The following is a 20,958-nucleotide window of genomic DNA, read 5'->3' on the forward strand; positions in this document are numbered from 1 at the left end:
ACGCGACGGGTTTTCCTCCGGACGTTTGATCCACAGCCAAGGGGTGTTTTCCACAGGGGAACGGGCCCTTCTGTGGACAACGGGACGCCCACAGCCGGCGCCCGCAGCCCACGCGGGGCCCTCACAGCGGCGGCTTGAGCCGTGCGACGGCCCGCAGCGCCCTCGGCGTGAACCTCGACAGCGCGTACATCCCGCGGGCCTCCAACGTCACCGGAACGACGGCCCGGTCGCGCACCACCGCCCGCAGGATCGCCTCGGCCACCCTCTCCGGCGGGTAGTTCCGCAGCCCGTACAGCCGCGCCGACCTCTTCCGGCGCCGCTTCTCCTCCTCGGCGTCGACCCCCGCGAAGCGCGCGGTGGAGGTGATGCCGGTGTTGACGAAGCCCGGGCACACGGCGGTGACCCCGATGCCCTGCCCGGCCAGCTCGGCGCGCAGGCACTGGCTGAGCATCAGCACGGCGGCCTTGGAGGTGCTGTAGGCGGGCAGCGCCCTGGAGGGCTGGTACGCCGCCGCCGACGCGACGTTGACGATGTGGCCGCCCTGCCCGCGCGCGGCCATCTGCCCGCCGAAGAGGCGGCAGCCGTGGATGACGCCCCACAGATTGACGTCGAGGACCTTCCTCCAGTCCTCGGGGGTGGTGTCGAGGAAGGAGCCGGCCAGCCCGATCCCGGCGTTGTTCACCAGGACGTCCACCACGCCGTACTCGGCGGCCACCGTGGCGGCGAGCTTGTCCATGGCCTGCTCGTCGGAGACGTCGGCGGTCTGCGCCCAGGCCTGCGCTGCCCCGGCCCGCAGGGACAGCTCGGCGGTGCGCGCCGCGGCGCCGGCGTCCCGGTCGACGGCCACCACGCGCGCCCCGGCCCCGGCGAACGCGAGCGCGGTGGCCCGCCCGATGCCGCTGCCCGCGCCGGTGACCAGGACGAGCTGCCCCGCGAAGCGGTCGGCGTACGCGCCCGCCGCGACCGGCGCCTCGGGCGCGCCGCCCTCGACGGAGGTCGCGCCGCCTTCGACGGAGGTGACGAAGTCGTCGATCAGGGCGGCCACCCGGTCGGGCCGGGTGCGCGGGATCCAGTGCCCGGCGGGAAGGGTGCGCCGGGTCAGCCGCGGCACCCACCGCTCCAGCTCGTCGTAGAGCCGCTGCGACAGGAACGGGTCGTGCAGGGGCGTGACGAGCTGCACCGGCGCGTGCGCGTAGGCGTCCGGGCGCGGCCGGCGCAGCCTGGCCCGCACGTTGTCCCGGTACAGCCAGGCGCCGTGCGCCGCGTCGGCGGGCAGCGAGGAGGTGGGGTAGTCGCCGCCGGGGACCTTCTCGAGGCGCCGCAGGATGCCCGGCCAGCGCTTGCCGAGCGGGCCGCGCCAGGCCAGCTCCGGCACGACCGGCGTGTGCAGCAGGTACACGTACCAGGACTTGGCGCCCTGGCCGAGGAGCTGGCCGACCCGGCGTGGGGTGGGCCGCTTCACGCGCCGGCCGATCCAGTGCCCGAAGTGGTCCAGCGACGGCCCGGACATCGAGGTGAAGGACGCGACGCGCCCCTTCGTGCGGGCGGTGGTGACGAACTCCCAGCCCTGCACCGAGCCCCAGTCGTGTCCCACCAGATGCACCGGGCGGTCCGGCCTGACCGCGTCGGCCACTGCCAGGAAGTCGTCCGTCAGCTTCTCCAGCGTGAACCCGCCCCGCAGCGGCCGCGGAGCCGCCGACCGGCCGTGGCCCCGGACGTCGTACAGCACGACGTGGAAGCGGTCCGCCAGCCGCGGCGCGACCTCGGACCACACCTCCTTGCTGTCCGGGTAGCCGTGCACCAGGACCACCGTCGGCCGCCCCGGGTCCCCCAGTTCGGCGACGCACAGCTCGATGCCGCCGGTCCTCACCCTGCGCTCCCGCGCGCCCTCCAGCACCGTGGCCTCTCCTTCGCCGCCGTCCCGACCCCGGTGAATGTGACAGTTGTTAGAGGATCCGTCAACAGCGGCCCGCGCAAAGCCCCGTGGACGCGCGGACGGCGGCGCGCAGCCCCCGGGCCGTGCGGACAGAGCCCCCAGGCCGTGCAGCCCCCGGGCCGTGCGGACAGAGCCCCCAGGCCGTGCAGCCCCCGGGCCGTGCGGACAGAGCCCCCAGGCCGTGCAGCCCTCAGCTGCGAACCCCTCAGCCGCGTAGCCCTCAGGCAGGGGTTCCCTCAGGGGTCCGTACAACTCCAGATGGACCTCCAACCGGCTCTCCGGTCTGACGACCCGAGTGGTGGCGGTCACTACCGTCGAACCCGTGACTGTGATCGCGACCGAAAGCCTGAGCAAGCGGTTCCCGCGGGTGACCGCGCTCGACCGGCTCTCCATGGACGTCGGGCCCGGTGTGACGGGACTCGTCGGCGCCAACGGAGCCGGCAAGTCCACCCTGATCAAGATCCTGCTGGGTCTGTCCCCCGCGAGCGAGGGCCGAGCCGAGGTGCTCGGACTCGACGTCGCGACCAAGGGCGCCGCCATCCGCGAGCGCGTCGGCTACATGCCGGAGCACGACTGCCTGCCGCCCGACGTCTCGGCCACCGAGTTCGTCGTGCACATGGCCCGCATGTCCGGCCTGCCGCCCACCGCCGCCCGCGAACGCACCGCGGACACGCTGCGCCACGTCGGCCTGTACGAGGAGCGCTACCGCCCCATCGGCGGCTACTCCACCGGCATGAAGCAGCGCGTCAAGCTGGCCCAGGCCCTGGTGCACGACCCGCAGCTGGTCTTCCTGGACGAGCCGACCAACGGCCTCGACCCGGTCGGCCGCGACGAGATGCTCGGCCTGATCCGCCGCATCCACACCGACTTCGGCATCTCGGTCCTGGTCACCTCGCACCTGCTGGGCGAGCTGGAACGCACCTGCGACCACGTCGTCGTCATCGACGGCGGCAGGCTGCTGCGCTCCAGCCGCACCACCGACTTCACGCAGACCACCACCACGCTCGCGATCGAGGTCACCGACACCGACGAGCACCCCGACGGCACCCGCGCGCTGCGCGAGGCGCTCACCGCGCGCGGGGCGGACGTCGAGGCCGGCAGCGGACTGCCCGGCGCCGGGCACATCCTGCTGCTGACCGCGCAGGGCGAGGACACCTACGACCTGGTGCGCGACCTGGTCGCCGACCTCGGCCTCGGCCTGGTGCGCATGGAACAGCGCAGGCACCACATCTCCGAAGTCTTCACGGACCACGACACCGACCGGAAGGAGGCCGTCGGCCATGGCAACTGACCACCCCGCAGCCGCCGTACCGGGTGACCAGACCCGCATCCACAACATCGGCTACCGCTCCTACGACGGCCCCCGCCTCGGCCGCTCCTACGCCACCCGCTCGCTGTACTCGCAGTCCCTGCGCGGCGCCTACGGCCTCGGCCGCTCGGTGAAGTCCAAGGTGCTGCCGATGCTGCTGTTCGTGGTGATGTGCGTGCCCGCGGCCATCATGGTCGCCGTCGCGGTCGCCACCAAGGCCAAGGACCTGCCCGTCGACTACACGCGCTACGCGATCATCATGCAGGCCGTCATCAGCCTCTACGTCGCCTCGCAGGCGCCCCAGGCCGTCTCGCGCGACCTGCGCTTCAAGACGGTGCCGCTGTATTTCTCCCGCCCGATCGAGACCGCGGACTACGTGCGCGCCAAGTACGCGGCACTGGCCTCGGCGATGTTCGTCCTCACCGCGGCCCCGCTGCTCGTGCTCTACGTGGGCGCGCTGCTGGCCAAGCTCGACTTCACCGACCAGACCAAGGGGTTCGCGCAGGGACTCGTCTCGGTGGCGCTGCTCTCGCTGCTGTTCTCCGGCATCGGCCTGGTCATCGCCTCGGTCACCCCGCGCCGCGGCTTCGGCATCGCGGCCGTGATCGCCGTCCTGACCATCTCCTACGGCGCCGTCTCCACGCTCCAGGCCATCGCCGACGCGCAGGGCAGCACGGGCGCCGTCCCGTGGATCGGCCTGTTCTCGCCCGTCACGCTCATCGACGGGCTCCAGTCCGCGTTCCTCGGCGCCGAATCGGCCTTCCCCGGCGCGATCGGCCCCGGCCACGGCGAAGGCGCCGTGTACGTCCTCGTCGTCCTGGGCCTGATCGCCGCGAGCTACGGCCTGCTGCTGCGCCGCTACCGGAAGGTGGGCCTCTGATGACCGTCCTCTCCATCGACCACGTCTCCCGCTGGTTCGGCAACGTGGTCGCCGTCAACGACATCACCATGACGATCGGCCCCGGCGTCACCGGCCTCCTCGGCCCCAACGGCGCCGGAAAGTCCACCCTCATCAACATGATGGGCGGCTTCCTGGCCCCCTCCACCGGCTCCGTCACCCTCGACGGACAGCAGGTGTGGCGCAACGAGTCGATCTACCAGCACATCGGCATCGTCCCCGAGCGCGAGGCGATGTACGACTTCCTCACCGGCCGCGAGTTCGTCGTCGCCAACGCCGAGCTGCACGGCCTCGGCGCCAAGGCCGCCCAGCGGGCGCTGGCCACGGTCGAGATGGAGTACGCGCAGGACCGGAAGATCTCCACCTACTCCAAGGGCATGCGCCAGCGCGTGAAGATGGCCAGCGCCCTCGTCCACGACCCCTCGCTGCTGCTCCTGGACGAGCCCTTCAACGGCATGGACCCGCGCCAGCGCATGCAGCTGATGGACCTGCTGCGGCGCATGGGCGACGAGGGCCGCACCGTGCTGTTCTCGTCCCACATCCTCGAAGAGGTGGAGCAGCTCGCCTGGCACATCGAGGTCGTCGTCGCGGGCCGGCACGCGGCCAGCGGCGACTTCCGCCGGATCCGCCGGCTGATGACCGACCGGCCGCACCGCTACCTGGTGCGCTCCAGCGACGACCGGGCCCTCGCGGCCGCGCTGATCGCCGACCCGTCGACGTCCGGCATCGAGGTCGACCACGCCGAGGGCGCGCTGCGCGTCCAGGCCGTCGACTTCGGCCGCTTCACGGCCCTGCTGCCCCGGGTGGCCAGGGACCACGGCATCCGGCTGCTGACGGTCTCGCCGTCCGACGAGTCCCTCGAGTCCGTCTTCTCGTACCTGGTCGCGGCGTAGGAGGCCCTGATGTACGACCCCACAGTCGCCCGGCTCACCTACCGGGCCCTGCTCGGCCGCCGCCGGGCCCTCATCCTGGGCGCCCTGCCCCTGCTGCTGATCGTGATCTCCGTCGCCGTCCGCGCTCTGGCGGGCGCCGACGACCAGACCGCCGCCGACCTGCTGGGCGGGCTCGCGCTCGCCACGATGGTGCCGATCATCGGCGTCATCGCCGGCACCGGCGCCATCGGACCGGAGATCGACGACGGCTCGGTGGTGTACCTGCTGTCCAAGCCGGTGAAGCGCTCCACGATCATCTTCACCAAGCTGATCGTGGCGATCGCGGTGACGATGGTGTTCTCGGCGCTGCCGACCCTGATCGCGGGCTTCGTCCTGAACGGCAACGGTCAGCAGATCGCCGTCGCCTACACGGTCGCGGCGCTCGTCTCCTCGATCGCTTACGCGGCGCTGTTCCTGCTGCTGGGCACCGTCTCCCGGCACGCGGTCGTCTTCGGCCTCGTCTACGCCCTCGTCTGGGAGGCCCTGTTCGGCTCCCTGGTCGCCGGGGCGCGCACGCTGAGCGTCCAGCAGTGGTCGCTGGCGGTGGCCCACAAGGTCGCCGGCGGGGACCTGGTGACCTCGGACGTCGGACTGACCACGGCGACGGTGCTGCTGGTCGTGGTCACCGTCCTCGCCACCTGGTACGCCGGCCAGAAGCTGCGGTCGCTCACCCTCGCCGGCGAGGAGTGACCGGCCCGGTCCGGTCCTGACGGGGGCTTCACCCCCGTCGGGGCACACTGGGCGAAGGGACGTTCGGCGGGAGGGTCCGGGAGGGACGACGATGGCCGACGAGTGGGACGACCTGGTGCTGGACGAGGACTTCGTACGGGCCGCCGAGACCACCGAGCCGTCGGCCCGGGCCCGCATGCTCGCCGCGCGCTGGCGGTCCGAGGAGCCCGAGCCGCAGCCGTGGCGGTCCGACGAGCCGCCGGCCGGCTGGTTCTTCAGCAAGGCCCGCAGGCGCCGGTGGCGGCGCCGCTGACCGTCGTTTTTATTCGGTGGCGTCCGACTCGTCCCGCGGGCAGAGTGGAGATGTCCACGACGCCGGACCGAGCCGGCGCCACGTACCGGGGAGGGGTCCGGCATGTCGATGCACGACAGTCCGCCGGGCTCCCCGCAGGGCAGCCCGGGGTGGGCTCCGGTGTAATCACCGCACCGTCGAGCCCGCCGCGCACGAGAGCTGCCCGGGCGGCCGCTTCGAGCACGCGATGTCGCACTCGCGTGGGCCGCCCACCCGGAGGATTGGCCGAGTGGTAAGGCACTGGCTTGCTAAGCCATGGTCGGGCCCGAAAAGCCCGCGCACGTTCGATCCGTGCATCCTCCGCGAGACGTTGTCACTGGGACTGTGCCGGGATGCGGGCCCACGCCTGCGATGCGGACCCGCGCCTGCGATGCGGGCCCACGCCTGCGATGCGGGCCCACGCCTGCGATGCGGGCCCACGCCCAGGGTGCGCGGCCCGCGCACGAGGTGCGGGGAGCCGCGCCCGTTGGTTCGGCGGCCTGCATGCGTGATTCGGGGGCCGCGGCGGGTGCGGGGGAGCCGCGCCCATGATGCGGGGGCCCGCGTCCGTTGGTTCGGCGGCCCGCGTGCGTGATTCGGGGGCCCACGTCCGTTGGGTTGGGGCGCCGCGTCCGTGGTTCGGGGACTCGCGTACGTGGTGCGGGGAGCTGCGCCCGTGGTGCGGGGCCCACGTGCGTGGTGCGGAGGCCCGCGCTCGTTGGTTCGGGGAGCCCGCGTCCGTGGTTGGGTACCTCGCGGCCGTGGTTTGGAAGCTCGCGGCCGTGGTGCGGGGCGCCGTGCCCGTGGTGGGGGGCCCGCGTGCGTGGGGCCTGTTTTCTGGTCGGTGGGGTTTCTTGCGGGTGGAGCGGTGCGGTGTGCGGGTGATCCGTAGGGCTGCCGCTCTCGGCTTCTCCGGGGTGGGTGTCGCTCCGGGGCGGCGGGCCCCGGTGGGGCGGGTGTCAGGGGGCCGGCGTCAGGGCAGCCAGCGTTCCAGGACCTGTGCGATCCCGTCCTCCTCGTTGGAGGACGTCACCTCGTCCGCCACCGTCCGGAGTTCGTCGTGGGCGTTGGCCATCGCCACGCCGTAGGAAGCCCAGGTGAACATCGGGACGTCGTTGGGCATGTCGCCGAAGGCGATCGTGTCGGCGGCCTTCAGGCCCAGCCGCCGGGCGGCCAGCGACAGCCCCGTCGCCTTCGACAGCCCCAGCGGCAGCAGCTCCACGATGCCCTCGCCCGCCATCGCGACCGTCACGAAGCCCCCCGCTGCCTGGCGGGCCGCCTCGGCCAGCTCGTCGTCGGAGAGCCGCGGGTGCTGGATGTAGAGCTTGTTCAGCGGCGCGGCCCACAGGTCGGACACGTCCGACAGCGGCGTCGACGGGAGATTGCCGGTGACCGCGTAACCGGCCCCGACCAGCACCTCGCCGTCCAGGCCGTCCCGGCTCGCCGCGAGGAACAGCGGGCCGACCTCCGCCTCGATCTTGGCCAGGGCCACCCCGGCCAGCTGCCGGTCCAGGGTGACGGACGTCAGCAGCCGGTGCTCCCCGGCGTGGTAGACCTGCGCGCCCTGGGCGCACACCGCGAGACCCCGGTAGCCGAGGTCGTCGAGGATGTGCCGGGTCCAGGGCGCCGAGCGGCCGGTGACGACGATGTGGGCGGCGCCCGCCGCGGTGGCCGCGGCGAGCGCGTCCCGGGTGCGCCGCGAGATCGACTCGTCGGAGCGCAGGAGCGTGCCGTCGAGGTCGGTGGCGACGAGGGCGTAGGGGAAGGCCGCGCTCACTTGGCGACCGGCTCCAGGACCTCCCGGCCACCCAGGTACGGGCGCAGCACCTCGGGCACGCGCACGGAGCCGTCGGCCTGCTGGTGGTTCTCCAGGATCGCCACGATGGTGCGCGGTACGGCGCACAGCGTGCCGTTCAGCGTCGCCAGCGGCCTGACCTGCTTGCCGTCACGGACCCTGATCTGCAGGCGGCGGGACTGGAACTCGGTGCAGTCCGAGGTCGAGGTCAGCTCGCGGTACTTGCCCTGGGTCGGGATCCACGCCTCGCAGTCGAACTTCCGCGCGGCCGAGGAACCCAGGTCACCGCTGGCGACGTCGATGACGCGGAACGGCAGCTCGAGCGAGGTCAGCCACTGCTTCTCCCACTCCAGCAGGCGCCGGTGCTCCTCCTGCGACTCCTCGGGCGTCACGTAGGAGAACATCTCGACCTTGTCGAACTGGTGTACGCGGAAGATGCCCCGCGTGTCCTTGCCGTGCGAACCGGCCTCGCGGCGGAAGCAGGGCGAGAAGCCCGCGTAGCGCAGCGGCAGGCGGTCCGCGTCGATGATCTCGTCCATGTGGTAAGCGGCCAGCGGGACCTCGGACGTGCCGACCAGGTAGAGGTCGTCCGCGTCGAGGCGGTAGACGTCCTGGGCCGCCTGGCCGAGGAAGCCGGTGCCGGCCATCGACTGCGGGCGCACCAGCGCCGGGGTCAGCATCGGCGTGAAGCCGGCCGCCGTGGCCTGTGCGATCGCCGCGTTCACCAGCGCCAGCTCCAGCAGGGCGCCCACGCCGGTCAGGAAGTAGAAACGGGAGCCGGAGACCTTGGCGCCGCGCTCGACGTCGATCGCGCCGAGGAGCTGGCCGAGTTCCAGGTGGTCCTTGGGCTCGAAGCCCTCGGCGCCGAAGTCGCGGATGGTGCCGTGCGTCTCGAGGGTGACGAAGTCCTCCTCGCCGCCCACGGGCACGTCCGGGTGGACGAGGTTGCCGAGCTTCTGCAGCAGTTCCTGCGTCTCGGTGTCGGCCGCGTCGCGCTCGGCGTCGGCCGCCTTGACGTCGGCGGCCAGCTGGCTCGCCTTCTTCAGCAGCTCGGCCTTCTCGTCTCCCGAGGCCTTGGGGATGAGCTTGCCGAGCGCCTTCTGTTCGGCGCGCAGCTCGTCGAAGCGGACGCCGGACGACCTGCGCCGCTCGTCGGCAGACAGGAGAGAGTCGACGAGTGCGACGTCCTCTCCACGGGCGCGCTGCGAGGCGCGCACACGGTCGGGGTCCTCACGGAGCAGGCGAAGGTCAATCACGGACTCAAGGCTACCGGTGCGGGGATACGGCCCACGACTCACTATCCGCGTCGCGCGGCTCTCCGGCCCGATCCCCGTCCGCCGAACGGGACTTGGCGGCCGCGTTGTCCACAGCGGGTGCCGCTCTCCGGAAAGTTATCCACAGGGTGTGTGGAAGATCTGTGGATATCGGAATTGATCAATCCGAATGTCGTCCGCGAGGCGGGTGACGGCCGGTGCAAACCTTGGATTCCTCACCCTTTCGGGTGGAAATGCATCGTCCCAATGGGTTGACCGAAGGAAAAGAAAGAGCGAAGGGCGTCCTGGGGGCCGGTGAATCCGGAGTGGGTCCGCACGGAGATTTGTCGACCGAATGGCGCTTCCTTGTCGACTTGTCCCCAGGTCGAGAACCATGCCTGTGGAAAACTTCTGTGGATAACAGAACCACGCAGGTGAGGTCCTAGAAACGCCCGTCCTGGCAACGGGCCACCCAGTCGGCCGCCGTGACGAACTCCTCGTCCGACGTCCCCGGACGCGGCGCGCTCACGTCCTCCACCGTCGCGTCTGCGCGCGGGTACGACCCCAGGTACCGCACCTCCAGGCAGATCCGCTTCAGCCCCATCAGGGCCTCGGCGACCCGGCGGTCGGAGATGTGCCCCTCGGCGTCGACGCAGAAGCAGTAGTTGCCGATGCCGGCGCCGGTGGGCCGGGACTGCAGCAGCATCAGGTTGATGCCGCGGGTGGCGAACTCGCCCAGCAGGTCGCGCAGGCCGCCGGGGTGGTCGTCGCGCTGCCACAGCACGACGGACGTCTTGTCGGCGCCGGTGGGCGCGGCGGGCCGGGCCGGCCGGCCGACCAGCACGAACCGGGTCTGGGCGTTCTCGGCGTCGTGGATCCCGGTCTCCAGGGCCTCCAGGCCGTACCGGGCGGCGGCGAACTCGCCGGCGAACGCGGCGTCGTAGCGGCCCTCCTGGACCAGGCGGGCGGCGTCCGCGTTCGAGGCGGCGGACTCCCAGGCGGCGTCCGGCAGGTTGCTCCGCAGCCAGTTGCGCACCTGCGGCTGGGCGGCCGGATGGGCCGAGACCGTCTTGATGTCCGACAGCTTGGTGCCCGGCCTGACCAGTAGCGCGAAGGTGATCGACAGCAGCACCTCGCGGTAGATCATCAGCGGCGTGCCCGCGACCAGTTCGTCGAGGGTGGTGGTGATACCGCCCTCGACGGAGTTCTCGATGGGCACGAACGCGGCCTCGGCCTCGCCACCGCGGACCGCGTCGAGCGCGGACTGCACGGAGACGTACGGGACCAGCTCCCGGGTGGCCGTCTCCGGGAGGGTGCGCAGGGCGACTTCGGTGAAGGTGCCCTCGGGGCCGAGATACGCGTAGCTCGCTGGCATGACCTCACCCTAATGGCCTCGCGCGGACGCGGCGCACCCGTCCCCCGAGCACCCCTCCGCCGGGTGAACGGACCCGGTGGACGGACCGGGTGGACGGACCGGGTGGACGGACCCGGTGGACGGACCGGGTGGATGGACCCGGATGACCGGACAGGGCGCCCCGGTCCTCACCCCTCCAGCAGCGCCTGCCCCACGTACCCGCCCTCGGCGGCTCCGCCGGGCACCGCGAACAGCCCGCTGGCCTCGTGGCGGATGAACTTCGACAGCGCGTCGCCCCGGTCGAGCTTGCGCTGCACCGGCACGAAGCCGCGCAGCGGATCCGCCTGCCAGCAGACGAACAGCAGCCCCGCGTCGGGCGTCCCGTCCGCGTCGAAGCCGTCGTGGTAGCTGAACGGGCGCCGCAGCATGGCCGCGCCGCCGTTCTGGTCGGGACGGCTGATGCGGGAGTGCGCGTTGACGGGGACGACGACAGTGCCGTCCGCACCGGTCTTCTCCAGGTCCATCGCCGTCGTCTCGGAGCCGCCCGACAGCGGCGCCCCGTCGGCCTTGCGGCGCCCGATGACGTTCTCCTGGGCCTTGACGGAGAGTTTCTCCCAGTCGTCGAGGAGCATGCGGATACGGCGTACGACCGCGTAGGAGCCGTTGGCCATCCACGCGGGCGTGCCGTTCGCCGGGACGAAGATCCGCCGGTCGAAGTCGGCGTCGGTGGGCTTGGGGTTGCGCGTGCCGTCGATCTGGCCCATCAGGTTCCGGGCCGTCATGGGCCGGGCCGTGGCGCCCGGAGAGCGGTTGAAGCCGTTCATCTGCCACCGCAGCCGGGCCGCCCGTCCCGCGTCTTTCTGGATGGCGCGCAGGGCGTGGAAGGCGACCAGGGCGTCGTCCGCGCCGATCTGCACCCACAGGTCGCCGTCGCTGCGCTTCTTGTCCAGGTGGTCGGAGGAGAAGTCGGGCAGCGGGTCCAGGGCGACCGGGCGCTGCTTCTCCAGGCCGGTGCGGGTGAAGAAGCTGTGGCCGAAGCCGAAGGTGATCGTCAGCGACGAGGGCCCGGCGTCGCGCGCCACGTCCGTGTCGTCGCCGGACGCGGCCTCGCCCGCCATCAGCCGCGCGGCGGTCGCCGACCAGCGGCGCAGCAGTGCGGCCGCCTCCTTCCGGCCCGCTCCGGCGGCCAGGTCGAACGAGGCGAGGTGCCCGCGGGCCTGGAGGCCTTCGGTGATGCCGGGCTGATGTTTCCCGTGAAACATCGCCCGGCCGGTGCCCAGCGAGGTGAGCGGGGTGGCCGCGGCGGGCGCGGCGGTGTATCCGAGGGCGGCGCCGGCCGCGCCGAGCGCGAGCCCGGTGGCGCCGGCGGTGCCGAGCAGCCTGCGGCGTGAGACGCCCTCGGCGGAGGGCGCCTTCGGAGCGGCGGCGCGGTCCTCGCCGGGGGCCTGGGGGAGGGACTGGTCGGGCATGGTGCGGTTCAGCCGATCTGCGCGTTCTTGGAGACGGTGGCCTGGTCGATGTCGGAGGTCCGTACGGTCACGGCGACCTTCCAGTCGCCGGCCATCGGGATCTGCACGCCGCTCGCGGACCAGTGTCCGGTGGTGACGTGGTCGGGGACGACGGGCAACGGCCCGATGTCCTTGGCGGTGAGGGTGAAGGAGACCTTGACCTCGGGGATGTCGAAGGCGCGGCCGTTGGGGCGCTGGACGTAGACGTGCATCTCGTTGCCGCCCACGCGCGCGGGGTCGAGGTCGACCGACACCACGCCCTTGCCGTCCGCGCCGCCGGTGTCGAACGGCATGGTCAGCGTCAGCGCGCCGGAGGAGTCCGCCGCAGACGAGGAGGCCGCCGCGGTGGCCGCCGCGGCCTCCTGTTCGGTGCGGCCGGGTTCGGTCTGGGTCAGCACGGTGGTGACGGCGAGCAGGACGACGGCGACGCCGGCCTCGGCGAGCACGGAGCGGCGCAGTCCGAAGCGGACGGGGTCGGCGTCGCGCTGCCGCTTCTGCCGGGCGGCGGCCATGGCGGCCCGCTGCCGGGCCAGCTGGGCGGCGCGTCCGCCGTCACCGGACGCCGCCGGCTTCCCGCCCTTCCCGCTCTTCGCGTCCTTCCCGCTCTTCGCGTCCTTCCCGCCCTTCCCGCTCTTCGCGTCCGTCGTGCTCTGGGCTGCCTTGGCGCCCGTCCCGGCCTTGGCGCCCGTCCCGGCCTTCGCGCCCGTCCCGGCCTTCGCGGCGCCGGTCGTGGCGGCTTCCTTCGGGCGCCGGCGCACGGCGGCCGTCGCCGGGTCCGTCAGTTGCGCCGTCCACCGCCGGGAGAACCAGGCGAGACCGACGAGCAGCGCCACCAGTGCCAGCTTGGCGATCAGCAGCTGTCCGTAGGAGGTGTCGGTGAACGCCGACCAGGAGCCGAGCTGGCGCCACGACTGGTAGACGCCGGTGGCGACGAGCGCGCAGACGCTGCCGAAGGCGACGTGCGAGAAGCGCCGTACGGCGGCGGACTCGACCGGGGGGTCCGCGCGGTACAGGGCCACGAGGAGCGCGGTGAGGCCGCCGAGCCACGCGGCGACGGCGAGCAGGTGGACGACGTCGGCCGGCATGGCGATGCCGGGCTGGAGGCCGGTGGAGGCGTGCTCGGCCATCGCCCAGCTCGCCGCGAGCCCCGCGGCCACGACGGCCCCGCCGACCGCCAGCCCGAAGGTCAGGTCCCGCTTCTCCTCGTCCTCGCTTGAATCAGGCTGTCGGCGCGCAGCGCCGTCGTTCGGGGTGGTGGTGGGTGACGGGCGGGCGTAGGCGCCGAAGAGCACGGCGATGAACAGGGCCGCCGCGGCGAGCAGCAGCAGCCGGGAGACCAGCGCGGCGCCGGTCTTGGTCTGCAGGACCTGGCCGAGCAGGCCCAGGTCGAAGACGTCGGCGACGTTGCCGGAGCCGGTGAAGGAGCCGCGCAGGAGGAGCAGCAGGAGGGTGGCCGAGGTGAGCGCGAGCCAGCCGCCGACGACGAGCCGCTGCAGCGCGCGCACGCCGGAGCCGCGCTGCCAGCAGGCCAGCACGAAGGCGGCCCCGCCGGTCATGACGACGAAGCCGGCGTTCGACAGGTAGCGCCCGAAGCCGTACAGCCCCCCGACGAGTCCGCCGCCCGCCGTCTGCTCGGAGACCGACACGGTGGTCGAGGAGGGCGCGCCGATGGAGAAGGTGAAGGCGCCGGCGACCGGATGGCTGTCGGCGGAGACGACCTGCCACGACACGGTGTACGTGCCGTCGGGCAGGCCGCCGCGCAGCCGTACGGCGTAGGTGGCGCCGCCGGTCTCGGTGGGCTTGCCGGTGTCGACGCGCGCGCCCTTGGGGTCGAGCACGCGCACGGAGCCGTCGGAGGTGGCGACCTTCTCGGAGAAGCTGAGGGAGACCTGGGCGGGCGCCTTGTCGACCACCACCCCCTGCGCGGGGTCGCTGCCGGTCAGCGCGGCATGCGCGGATGCCGGGCCGGCGCCGGCGAGCAGCGCGCCGGTGACGGCCAGGAACAGCAGCACCAGGATCCGCACGCGGCGGGGGGTGGTGGTCTGCCTCACGGTGGTCCCTCCCTCAGTGGCCGGTCGCCGGCCGGTACGTGGCCGCCTTCACCGGCATTTCGACCGTGATGGGGTCGGACGTCGCGAAGTGCAGTTCGACGGTCACCTTCTCGCCCTGCTTCGGCTTGCGCTTCAGCTTCTCGAACATCAGGTGGTTACCGCCGCTCTCCAGCACGAGACGGCCGTTCGCGGGGACGGTGAGGGAGTCGGTCTCCCGCATCGACTGCCCGACGGTCTGGTGGACGGTGACGCTGCCCGCGATGTCGCTGCTGACGGAGGTCAGCTCGTCCTTGGCGCCGCCCTCGTTGACGACGGTCAGGAAGCCCGCGGCCATGTCGGAGACCGGCTGGGGCATGTAGGGGGAGCTGACGGTCAGTTCGGGCCTGCCCGAGCCCTCGCCGGAGCCGCCGCAGCCGGTCGTCAGGGCCATCGCGCCCGCCAGCACCGCGGCGGGCAGGGCCAGGCGCCTCACGGCTTGGCTCCCTCGATGAGGCGGGGCAGGTCCTTGGTGTAGTCGTCGACGGTGGCGTCCTCGCCGTAGAGGACGTACCCGGCGTCGGTCTTCGGGGAGAAGGCGATGACCTGGGTGCCGTGCACCGAGACGGTCTTGCCGGTCTTCTTGTCCTTGTGGGTCGGCTCGATGGAGATGCCGAGGGTGCGGGCGCCGGCCTGGATGGTGGCGAAGTCGCCGGTGAGGCCGGTGAACTGGGGGTCGATGCCCTTGAGCCACTTGCCGAGTTCGGACGGGGTGTCGCGGGCGGGGTCGGTGGTGACGAACACCACCCGCAGCTTGTCCTGCTCGGCCTTGGGCAGCTGCTTCTTGGCGACGGCGAGGTTGTTCATCGTCAGCGGGCAGATGTCCGGGCAGTGGGTGTAGCCGAAGTAGATCAGCGTGGGCCTGCCCGCGGTCTCCCGGCGGAAGTCGTACTTCTTGCCGTGGGTGTCGGTGAGGACCAGGTCCGGCTTCTCGAAGGGCCTGTCGAGGATGGTCGCGGCCTTCTGCGAGGTGTCCTCGGAGACCACGGCGACGGGGGAGCCGCTGTCGTCGCCGCTGCCGCAGGCGGAGAGGGTCAGGCCGGCCGCGGCGAGCAGCGCGGCCGCGGCGAACGTCTTCTTGCGCATAGAGAAATGTCCCAGAGGTGAGGAGTTCCGGTGTGCGCCGGGGGCGCCGGTACGGGGTCGTACCGGCGGCCCCGGCGCGGCACGCGGACGGTCGGGCTTCAGGCGTCGGTGCGCCGACGGCCGGCGAGGACGCCGTAGGCGACGCCCAGGGTGCCGACGGCGATGCCCACCACGCCGAGCACGCGCGCGGTGGTGTCGCTGGAGTCGGCGGAGACTGAGGCGGAGGCGGAGGTGTCGGCGGCGGTGTTCCCGGTCTTGTCGGAGGAGGCCTCGGAGCCGGAGCCGGAACTGTGCGAGTGGTCGTCGGCGGAGGCGTCGGAAAGGGTCAGCACCGGGGCCGGGTTCTCGGGTTCCGCCTGGCCGTCCTGCTGGACCTCGATCCAGCGCACGACCTCCTTGTTGCCGTACGTCTGGATCGCCTTGAAGACCAGTTCGTCGGTGTCCTTCGGCAGCGCGCCGACGGAGAGCGGGAACTTCTGGAAGTAGCCGGGCTGAATGCCCTTGCCGTCGGCGGTCCAGGTCACCTTGGTGACGGCCTCGGTGATCTTCTCGCCCTCCAGTTCCACGGGCTCGGCCAGCTTCGCCCTGGTGACCTCGACGCGCCAGCCGTCCATCGGCTGCGGCATCACCGAGGCCAGCGGATGGTCGGTGGGGAAGCTGACCTCGAGCTTGGTGGTCGAGGCGTCGTCGCGCTCGTTGGGGACCTTGAAGTCGACGACCGCGTAGCCGCCCTTGGCGGCGGTGCCCTCGGGCTGCACGCTGACGTGGGCGAAGGCGGGCGAGGACAGCACGACCACGGCCGAGGCGGCGAGGGTGCCGGCGGCGGCGAGTCGGGAAGCCTTCATGGCAGGGAGCACTCCACTTCGAGTGAGGATTCCGGTGATCGGGTCGGGCGCGCGGCCGCGAAGACGCGGGTACGCGCGGGTGCCGCACGACGGCGGGCCCGGCCCCCGGAGAAGAAGAAGCGGAGCGGCGGTCGCGTCGTGTCAGGCGGCGAGGACGAGCGCGGCGGCCGGCGGGCCGCGCCGGATCACGGTGTGGTGGAGTGCGGCGGTACGGGGCTTCGGCGGGGCGAGCAGCGCGGTGCGCGGCGGACGCGGCCCCGCCCCGGGGGCGCCGGGGAGCCCGGCACACAGGGCGCGCACCAGGGCGAGCGCCCCGCGCAGGGACCGTACGAGCGCGCCCTCGGCGACGGAGTGCGCCGACAGCTCCAGCAGCCGCAGCAGCGCCAGGTCCCCGCGCCGCAGCAGCCAGCCCGCGGCGAGCGCCGCGAGGACGTGGCCGAGCAGCATGGGCAGCGACGGCAGCAGCGCGGCCGGGGAGCCGGCCGCGCCGGCCAGCGCGTCGGCCGGGTGGTGCATGGAGCTCATGGCGGCGCCCTGGCCGCCGGGGTCCTGGTGGACCCCGGCGCGCGCGAGGATGACGCGGGCCTGGGCGGGGCTGATCGCCGCCGCGGTGGTCCCGCACACGAGCCGCGCGGCCCGTTCGACCAGGGAGGCGTCCGCCGGCCCCGTCGGCGCCGGGGACATCGCCGCCGCGCCGACGCCTGCGGACGTCTGCTGCCCCAGCTCGAACAGCGTGTGCAGCATGGTCTGCCCGGCCGCGAGCAGCGCCGCGATGCCGGGCAGCGACCGCTCGCGTCCGGCGAGCGGCACCACGGCCAGGAGGACCCCCAGGAAGCCCGCGCCCAGGGTCCACAGCGGAACCGTGGCGCAGGAGGCGAGCGCGTGCCCGGCCGCGGCCAGCACGACGCAGACCGCGGCGAACACCGCGGCCCGCAGGACCCTCAGGTCGCCTCCGGAGCGCGCCGGGCGCCGGTGGGGGGCAGTCATGGCGGGCTCATCATCGCACTCGCGCCCTCGGCGCCATACGGCAGGTCCGCAAGGTTCCGGCCGGCCGGATGACCGCTTCCTGCCGCGGACCGCCCGCACATACACCGATTCCCATGGGGACGCATCGTCCATATGGGCGGCATCACGTCAACTCCGCGCTTACAACCGGGTACGCGCGGCAATACGTAACGGTATGTCGAGCCGCGGCCGGGAGGCTGGAGCATGAGCATCTGGTGGTCACTCCATCTGCGGCGCGAGGCTGCGAGCGTCCCGCTCGCCAGACGCCTGTTACTCGGCGCGATGGAGACCGCGGGGGTCGATCCCGACGTCTCCTTCGACCTCTCCGTCGCCCTGAGCGAGGCCTGTGCGAACGCCGTCGAGCACGGCGGGAACGGAACGCGCGGCGGCCGGACGGAGGCGTACCGCGTCACCGCCTACCTCGACGGCGAGACGTGCCGCATCGAGGTCGCCGACCCCGGCCCGGGATTCACCGCGCCGACGCCCGTCCGGCCCGCGCGTGCCGACGCCGAGCACGGCCGGGGCCTGTGCCTGATCCAGGAACTCGCCGACCACGTCCACATCGGCAGCAAGCCGGGCCGTGGCGGCACCGTGGTGAGCTTCGACAAGATCCTCAAGTTCCGGGAGGGCGCGCCGCTGATGGCGGTGTGAACCGGCCAGAAGCCTTACGGGCGACCGGACTTCGGCCTCCACGGACGACCGGACTTCGGCCTCCGCGGCATTCACAGCCGGCTGCCAGCCGGGCCTCATCTCCCTGACGGACGGCGTTCCTACTGTCCTGGGCATGACGGGAAACCACAAGGACACATCGATCAGCCGTCGCCGCGCCCTCGCGGTGACCGGCGGCACGGTCGCGGCGGGCGGCCTGGCCGTCGCGGGCTACCAGACGGCGTTCGCGGACACGGCCTCCGAGACCTCTGCCGCCGCCTCGGCCACCGCCACCTCCACCGGCTCCGCGTGCACGACCCTGATGTCGAGCGTCACCGAGGGCCCCTACTACCTCGACGGCGCGCTGGTGCGCAAGGACATCACCGAGGGCAAGAGCGGCGTCCCGCTGACCCTGCGCCTGACCGTCGTCGACGCCACCGACGGCTGCACCCCGGTCGCGGGCGCCGCCGTGGAGATCTGGCACTGCGACGCCTGGGGCTACTACTCCGGCTACACCACCGCCAACCCCGGCGGTTCCGCGCCCGCGGAGAGCGAGGAGGGCGACAGCGCGAACGACGACACGTACCTGCGCGGCTACCAGATCGCCAACGCCAACGGGGTGGTGAAGTTCGAGACGATCTTCCCGGGCTGGTACACGCCGCGCACCTGCCACATCCACGTGAAGGTGCACACGGGCGGCGCGAAGGAGGACGGCACCTACGAGGGCGGCAAGGTCAACCACACCGGCCAGCTGTTCTTCGACGACGACATCGCCGAGGAGATCTTCGCCCTCGATCCGTACGCGAAGCACACCGGCACCTACACCCGCCTCGCCGACGACATGGTCTACGACGGCGGCGGCGCCTCCAGCGGGCTGCTGACCCTCAAGGCCGTGCACAAGAGCGACCCGTCGAAGGGCTACAAGGGCTTCCTCATCCTCGGCATCGATCCGGACGCCGAGAACACCGGCGCCGGCAGCGGCGGCGGGGGCACCCCGCCGGGCGACGCCCCGACGGGGACGCCGCCGAGCGGCGCTCCGGGCGACTCCGCCTCCCCGTCGGCGTCCTCCTCGTAGAGTGCGGTCATGAGCAGCCGCGAGGACGAGACGCTGGCGCGGGCCGCCGTGGCGGCGCTGACCGGGCAGCTGGCCCTGGCTCCCAAGCCCGGCCTGCCCGACCCGCGCGACCTCGGTGTACCCGCCCGCCAGGATCACCGCACCCTGCGCTGGTCGGCCAAGGCGCTCGCGCCCGGCCTCGCGGCGATGGCCGCCGCCCGCCGCACCGGCGAGCCCACCCCGCGGCTGCGCGCCGAACTCGGCGCCATCGGCCGGTCCACCGAGCACACGGTGGGCCTGGCGGGCGGCGGCCACCGGGGAGCCCTGTGGATACTCGGCTTCCTCGTCGCGGCGGCCGCGATCGGCCCGCGGGCCAAGGCGGCGGAGGTCACCGCCGTCGCCAAGCGGATCGCCGCCCACACCGAACGGGGCGCCCCGCGCCGTCCCTCACGCGGTTCGTCGATCTCGGCGAAGTACGGCGCCGCCGGGGCCCGGGGCGAGGCGAGGGCCGGGTTCCCGCACGTGCGGCGGGCGTCGGACGCCCTCGCCGCGGCCCGTTCGGCCGGTGCCACCGAGGAACAGGCCCGGCTCGACGCCCTGCTGACCGTGATGTCCACCCTCCAGGACACGGAACTGCTGTACACCGCGGGCCCGGTGGGCCTCCGGCACGTGCAGGCGGGCGCCCGCGCGGTGCTGGAGGCGGGCGGCACGGCGACCGGGGCGGGCCGGGAGGCCCTGCACGCCCTCGACGCCGACCTGGACGCGCGCGGGTGAAGCCCGCGGGGGAGCGCGGGCCTGCTGGCGGGGGCGCTGTTCCTGGACGCGCTGCCGGTCACCGCACCGCTGCCGGTCACCGCACCGCTGCCGGTCACCTCATCGCTGCCGGTCACCTCATCGCTGTCGGTCACTTCACCGCTGCCGGCCGCCTGAGGTCTGCGCCCGTCCGGCCGGCGGCGGCCCGGCGCGCCGCCGGCCCCATCGCGTAGGACGCCGCGACCGTCACGCCGCCCAGCAGCAGCCACCCCGGCGTCCCCCACCCCACCAGCAGCGAGGTCAGCACCAGCGGGCCCAGCGTCCGGGCGACCGTCACCCCGGTGCCGAAGAAGCCCTGGTACTCGCCCACCCGGCCGGCCGGGGCCAGGTCGAACGACAGCTGCCAGGAGCCGGCCGACTGCCCCGTCTCCGCGACCACCTGCAGCACGGCCCCCGCGACGAGGACGCCCACCGCGAGCCGGGGCGACACCCCCGCCGACAGCGCGAACACCGCGCACGCCCCGGACATCACCCATCCGGCCCGCCGCAGGACGCGCGTGGCCGACGCGAGCCCGGTGACCGAGCGGGCTGCGCGCACCTGAAGGAGCGTCACCCCGACGGTGTTCAGGACGAACAGCGCGGAGACCAGCCAGACCGGTGCGCCGGTCCGCTCCGTGATCCACAGCGGCAGCCCCAGGCTGAGCACCGGCATTCGCAGCAGCAGCACGGCGTTGAGGAGGGCGAGCAGGGCGTACGGACGGTCGCGCAGCACCCCGAGGGAGTCCCGCCGACCCACCGGCGCGGGCGCCACGGAGGTCGCGGGCGCCACGGAGGTCGCGGGCGGCACGGGCGGTGTGGGCGGCACGGACAGCGCGCGCGGCACCGACGTCGCGGGCGGCACCGACGGCAGCCGCGACAGCATCCCGGCGCACGCCGCGAAGCTCACCGCGTCCAGCGCCAGCACCGCGAGATACGCCTCCCGCGTCCCGGCCTGCAGCGCGAGCCCGCCGAGTCCCGCGCCCACCGCCAGCCCGGCGTTCAGCGTCGACTGCAGACGCGCGAGCAGCCCGGTGCGCTCCCCCGCGGGCACCAGCCCCGCCACCAGCGCCTGCCGGGCCGCCGCGAGCCCCGACTGCGCGGTCGCGTACGCGCACGCCGCCGCCACGAACGGCACGAAACCGCGCACGACGAGGAAGGACGCCACCGCGAGCCCGGTCGCCGCCGCGAGCAGCACCGCCGTGCCGCGCGGCCCGCGCCGGTCGGCGAGCCGCCCGAGCGGCACCCCCGCCGCCGAGCCGGCCGCCCACGCGAGGGTCAGCCCGAGCCCCACGCGCCCGGGGGCCCGACCACCCGGGTGAAGAACAGCGCCGAGGTCACGTAGTAGGCGCCGTCGCCGATCGAATGGGACAACTGGGCCAGCGCCAGGACGCGTCGCGGACCCGCGGGAGGGACGAGGCGATTGGTCATGCCGCCAACGCTAGGCAGGGAATGGACC

17 protein-coding genes, 1 tRNA gene and 2 pseudogenes are annotated in these 20,958 nt (G+C 73.3%); 9 read left to right on the forward strand and 11 right to left on the reverse strand.

Annotation, left to right across the window (positions count from 1 at the left end; genetic code table 11):
- Positions 1-121 precede the first annotated feature (121 nt).
- A complete protein-coding gene (locus ACH4ZX_RS11605; RefSeq protein ID WP_398271106.1) occupies positions 122-1,897 on the reverse strand; it encodes an SDR family oxidoreductase in 1,776 nt (591 codons plus the stop codon).
- A gap of 367 nt (positions 1,898-2,264) precedes the next feature.
- On the opposite strand from ACH4ZX_RS11605, the gene ACH4ZX_RS11610 reads away from it, so the two are divergent.
- The 6 genes from ACH4ZX_RS11610 to ACH4ZX_RS11635 all read left to right on the forward strand — a co-directional run bounded on the left by ACH4ZX_RS11610 (position 2,265) and on the right by ACH4ZX_RS11635 (position 6,399).
- Positions 2,265-3,227 (forward strand): ABC transporter ATP-binding protein, encoded by a 963-nt coding sequence (locus ACH4ZX_RS11610; RefSeq protein ID WP_398271213.1) that lies wholly within the window; start codon positions 2,265-2,267, stop codon positions 3,225-3,227.
- Positions 3,217-4,125, forward strand: coding sequence for an ABC transporter permease (locus ACH4ZX_RS11615; RefSeq protein WP_398271109.1), 909 nt, complete (start codon positions 3,217-3,219; stop codon positions 4,123-4,125). Before ACH4ZX_RS11610 ends, ACH4ZX_RS11615 begins: the two co-directional genes overlap by 11 nt.
- Positions 4,125-5,036: an ABC transporter ATP-binding protein gene (locus tag ACH4ZX_RS11620; RefSeq protein ID WP_351887542.1), complete on the forward strand. Its 912-nt coding sequence runs from the start codon at positions 4,125-4,127 to the stop codon at positions 5,034-5,036. The genes ACH4ZX_RS11615 and ACH4ZX_RS11620 overlap by 1 nt, the downstream gene beginning before the upstream one ends.
- 9 nt (positions 5,037-5,045) lie before the next feature.
- Positions 5,046-5,765: an ABC transporter permease subunit gene (locus ACH4ZX_RS11625; protein WP_398271113.1), complete on the forward strand. Its 720-nt coding sequence runs from the start codon at positions 5,046-5,048 to the stop codon at positions 5,763-5,765.
- 91 nt (positions 5,766-5,856) lie between these two features.
- Entirely contained in the window at positions 5,857-6,057 is a 201-nt protein-coding gene (locus ACH4ZX_RS11630) for a hypothetical protein (protein WP_360746525.1), read from the forward strand.
- Positions 6,058-6,311: 254 nt separating this feature from the next.
- Positions 6,312-6,399: transfer RNA gene (locus ACH4ZX_RS11635), tRNA-Ser, on the forward strand.
- Between the two features lie 649 nt (positions 6,400-7,048).
- Here ACH4ZX_RS11635 and ACH4ZX_RS11640 read toward each other — a convergent pair.
- The 9 genes from ACH4ZX_RS11640 to ACH4ZX_RS11680 form a co-directional block, all read right to left on the reverse strand.
- Positions 7,049-7,852: an HAD family hydrolase gene (locus ACH4ZX_RS11640; RefSeq protein ID WP_398271117.1), complete on the reverse strand. Its 804-nt coding sequence runs from the start codon at positions 7,850-7,852 to the stop codon at positions 7,049-7,051.
- Positions 7,849-9,126: a serine--tRNA ligase gene (gene serS / locus ACH4ZX_RS11645; RefSeq protein WP_398271120.1), complete on the reverse strand. Its 1,278-nt coding sequence runs from the start codon at positions 9,124-9,126 to the stop codon at positions 7,849-7,851. The genes ACH4ZX_RS11640 and serS overlap by 4 nt, the downstream gene beginning before the upstream one ends.
- Before the next feature lie 439 nt (positions 9,127-9,565).
- Positions 9,566-10,498, reverse strand: coding sequence for a prephenate dehydratase (pheA, locus tag ACH4ZX_RS11650; RefSeq protein ID WP_398271123.1), 933 nt, complete (start codon positions 10,496-10,498; stop codon positions 9,566-9,568).
- 167 nt (positions 10,499-10,665) lie between these two features.
- Complete coding sequence (efeB, locus tag ACH4ZX_RS11655) at positions 10,666-11,946, reverse strand: iron uptake transporter deferrochelatase/peroxidase subunit (protein WP_398271126.1); 1,281 nt, start codon at positions 11,944-11,946, stop codon at positions 10,666-10,668.
- Positions 11,947-11,954: 8 nt separating this feature from the next.
- The gene (locus ACH4ZX_RS11660; protein WP_398271129.1) at positions 11,955-14,036 is read right to left on the reverse strand and encodes a copper resistance CopC/CopD family protein; all 2,082 of its coding nucleotides are present in this window, start codon (positions 14,034-14,036) and stop codon (positions 11,955-11,957) included.
- A gap of 13 nt (positions 14,037-14,049) precedes the next feature.
- Positions 14,050-14,466, reverse strand: coding sequence for a copper chaperone PCu(A)C (locus tag ACH4ZX_RS11665; protein WP_398271215.1), 417 nt, complete (start codon positions 14,464-14,466; stop codon positions 14,050-14,052).
- Positions 14,467-14,504: 38 nt separating this feature from the next.
- Positions 14,505-15,158, reverse strand: coding sequence for an SCO family protein (locus ACH4ZX_RS11670; protein WP_398271132.1), 654 nt, complete (start codon positions 15,156-15,158; stop codon positions 14,505-14,507).
- Between the two features lie 98 nt (positions 15,159-15,256).
- Positions 15,257-16,003 carry a YcnI family protein gene (locus tag ACH4ZX_RS11675; RefSeq protein ID WP_398271135.1) on the reverse strand — a complete coding sequence of 249 codons (747 nt, stop codon included), beginning with the start codon at positions 16,001-16,003 and terminating at the stop codon, positions 15,257-15,259.
- 141 nt (positions 16,004-16,144) lie between these two features.
- A complete protein-coding gene (locus ACH4ZX_RS11680) occupies positions 16,145-16,990 on the reverse strand; it encodes a hypothetical protein (RefSeq protein ID WP_398271138.1) in 846 nt (281 codons plus the stop codon).
- A gap of 222 nt (positions 16,991-17,212) precedes the next feature.
- On the opposite strand from ACH4ZX_RS11680, the gene ACH4ZX_RS11685 reads away from it, so the two are divergent.
- The 3 genes and pseudogenes from ACH4ZX_RS11685 (at position 17,213) to ACH4ZX_RS11695 (ending at position 19,640) form a co-directional block, all read left to right on the forward strand.
- A complete protein-coding gene (locus ACH4ZX_RS11685; RefSeq protein WP_398271141.1) occupies positions 17,213-17,659 on the forward strand; it encodes an ATP-binding protein in 447 nt (148 codons plus the stop codon).
- A 133-nt stretch (positions 17,660-17,792) separates the two neighbouring features.
- Complete coding sequence (locus ACH4ZX_RS11690; protein ID WP_398271144.1) at positions 17,793-18,731, forward strand: intradiol ring-cleavage dioxygenase; 939 nt, start codon at positions 17,793-17,795, stop codon at positions 18,729-18,731.
- 9 nt (positions 18,732-18,740) lie between these two features.
- Positions 18,741-19,640 (forward strand): annotated as a pseudogene (locus tag ACH4ZX_RS11695) (triphosphoribosyl-dephospho-CoA synthase).
- Here the strand turns inward: ACH4ZX_RS11695 and ACH4ZX_RS11700 are convergent.
- Positions 19,615-20,930, reverse strand: a pseudogene (locus ACH4ZX_RS11700) (MFS transporter). The pseudogenes ACH4ZX_RS11695 and ACH4ZX_RS11700 sit on opposite strands and share 26 nt — an antisense overlap.
- Positions 20,931-20,958: the final 28 nt, after the last annotated feature.

This window comes from Streptomyces sp. NPDC020490, assembly GCF_044335305.1.
In the GTDB taxonomy this organism is placed as follows: Bacteria; Actinomycetota; Actinomycetes; order Streptomycetales; family Streptomycetaceae; genus Streptomyces.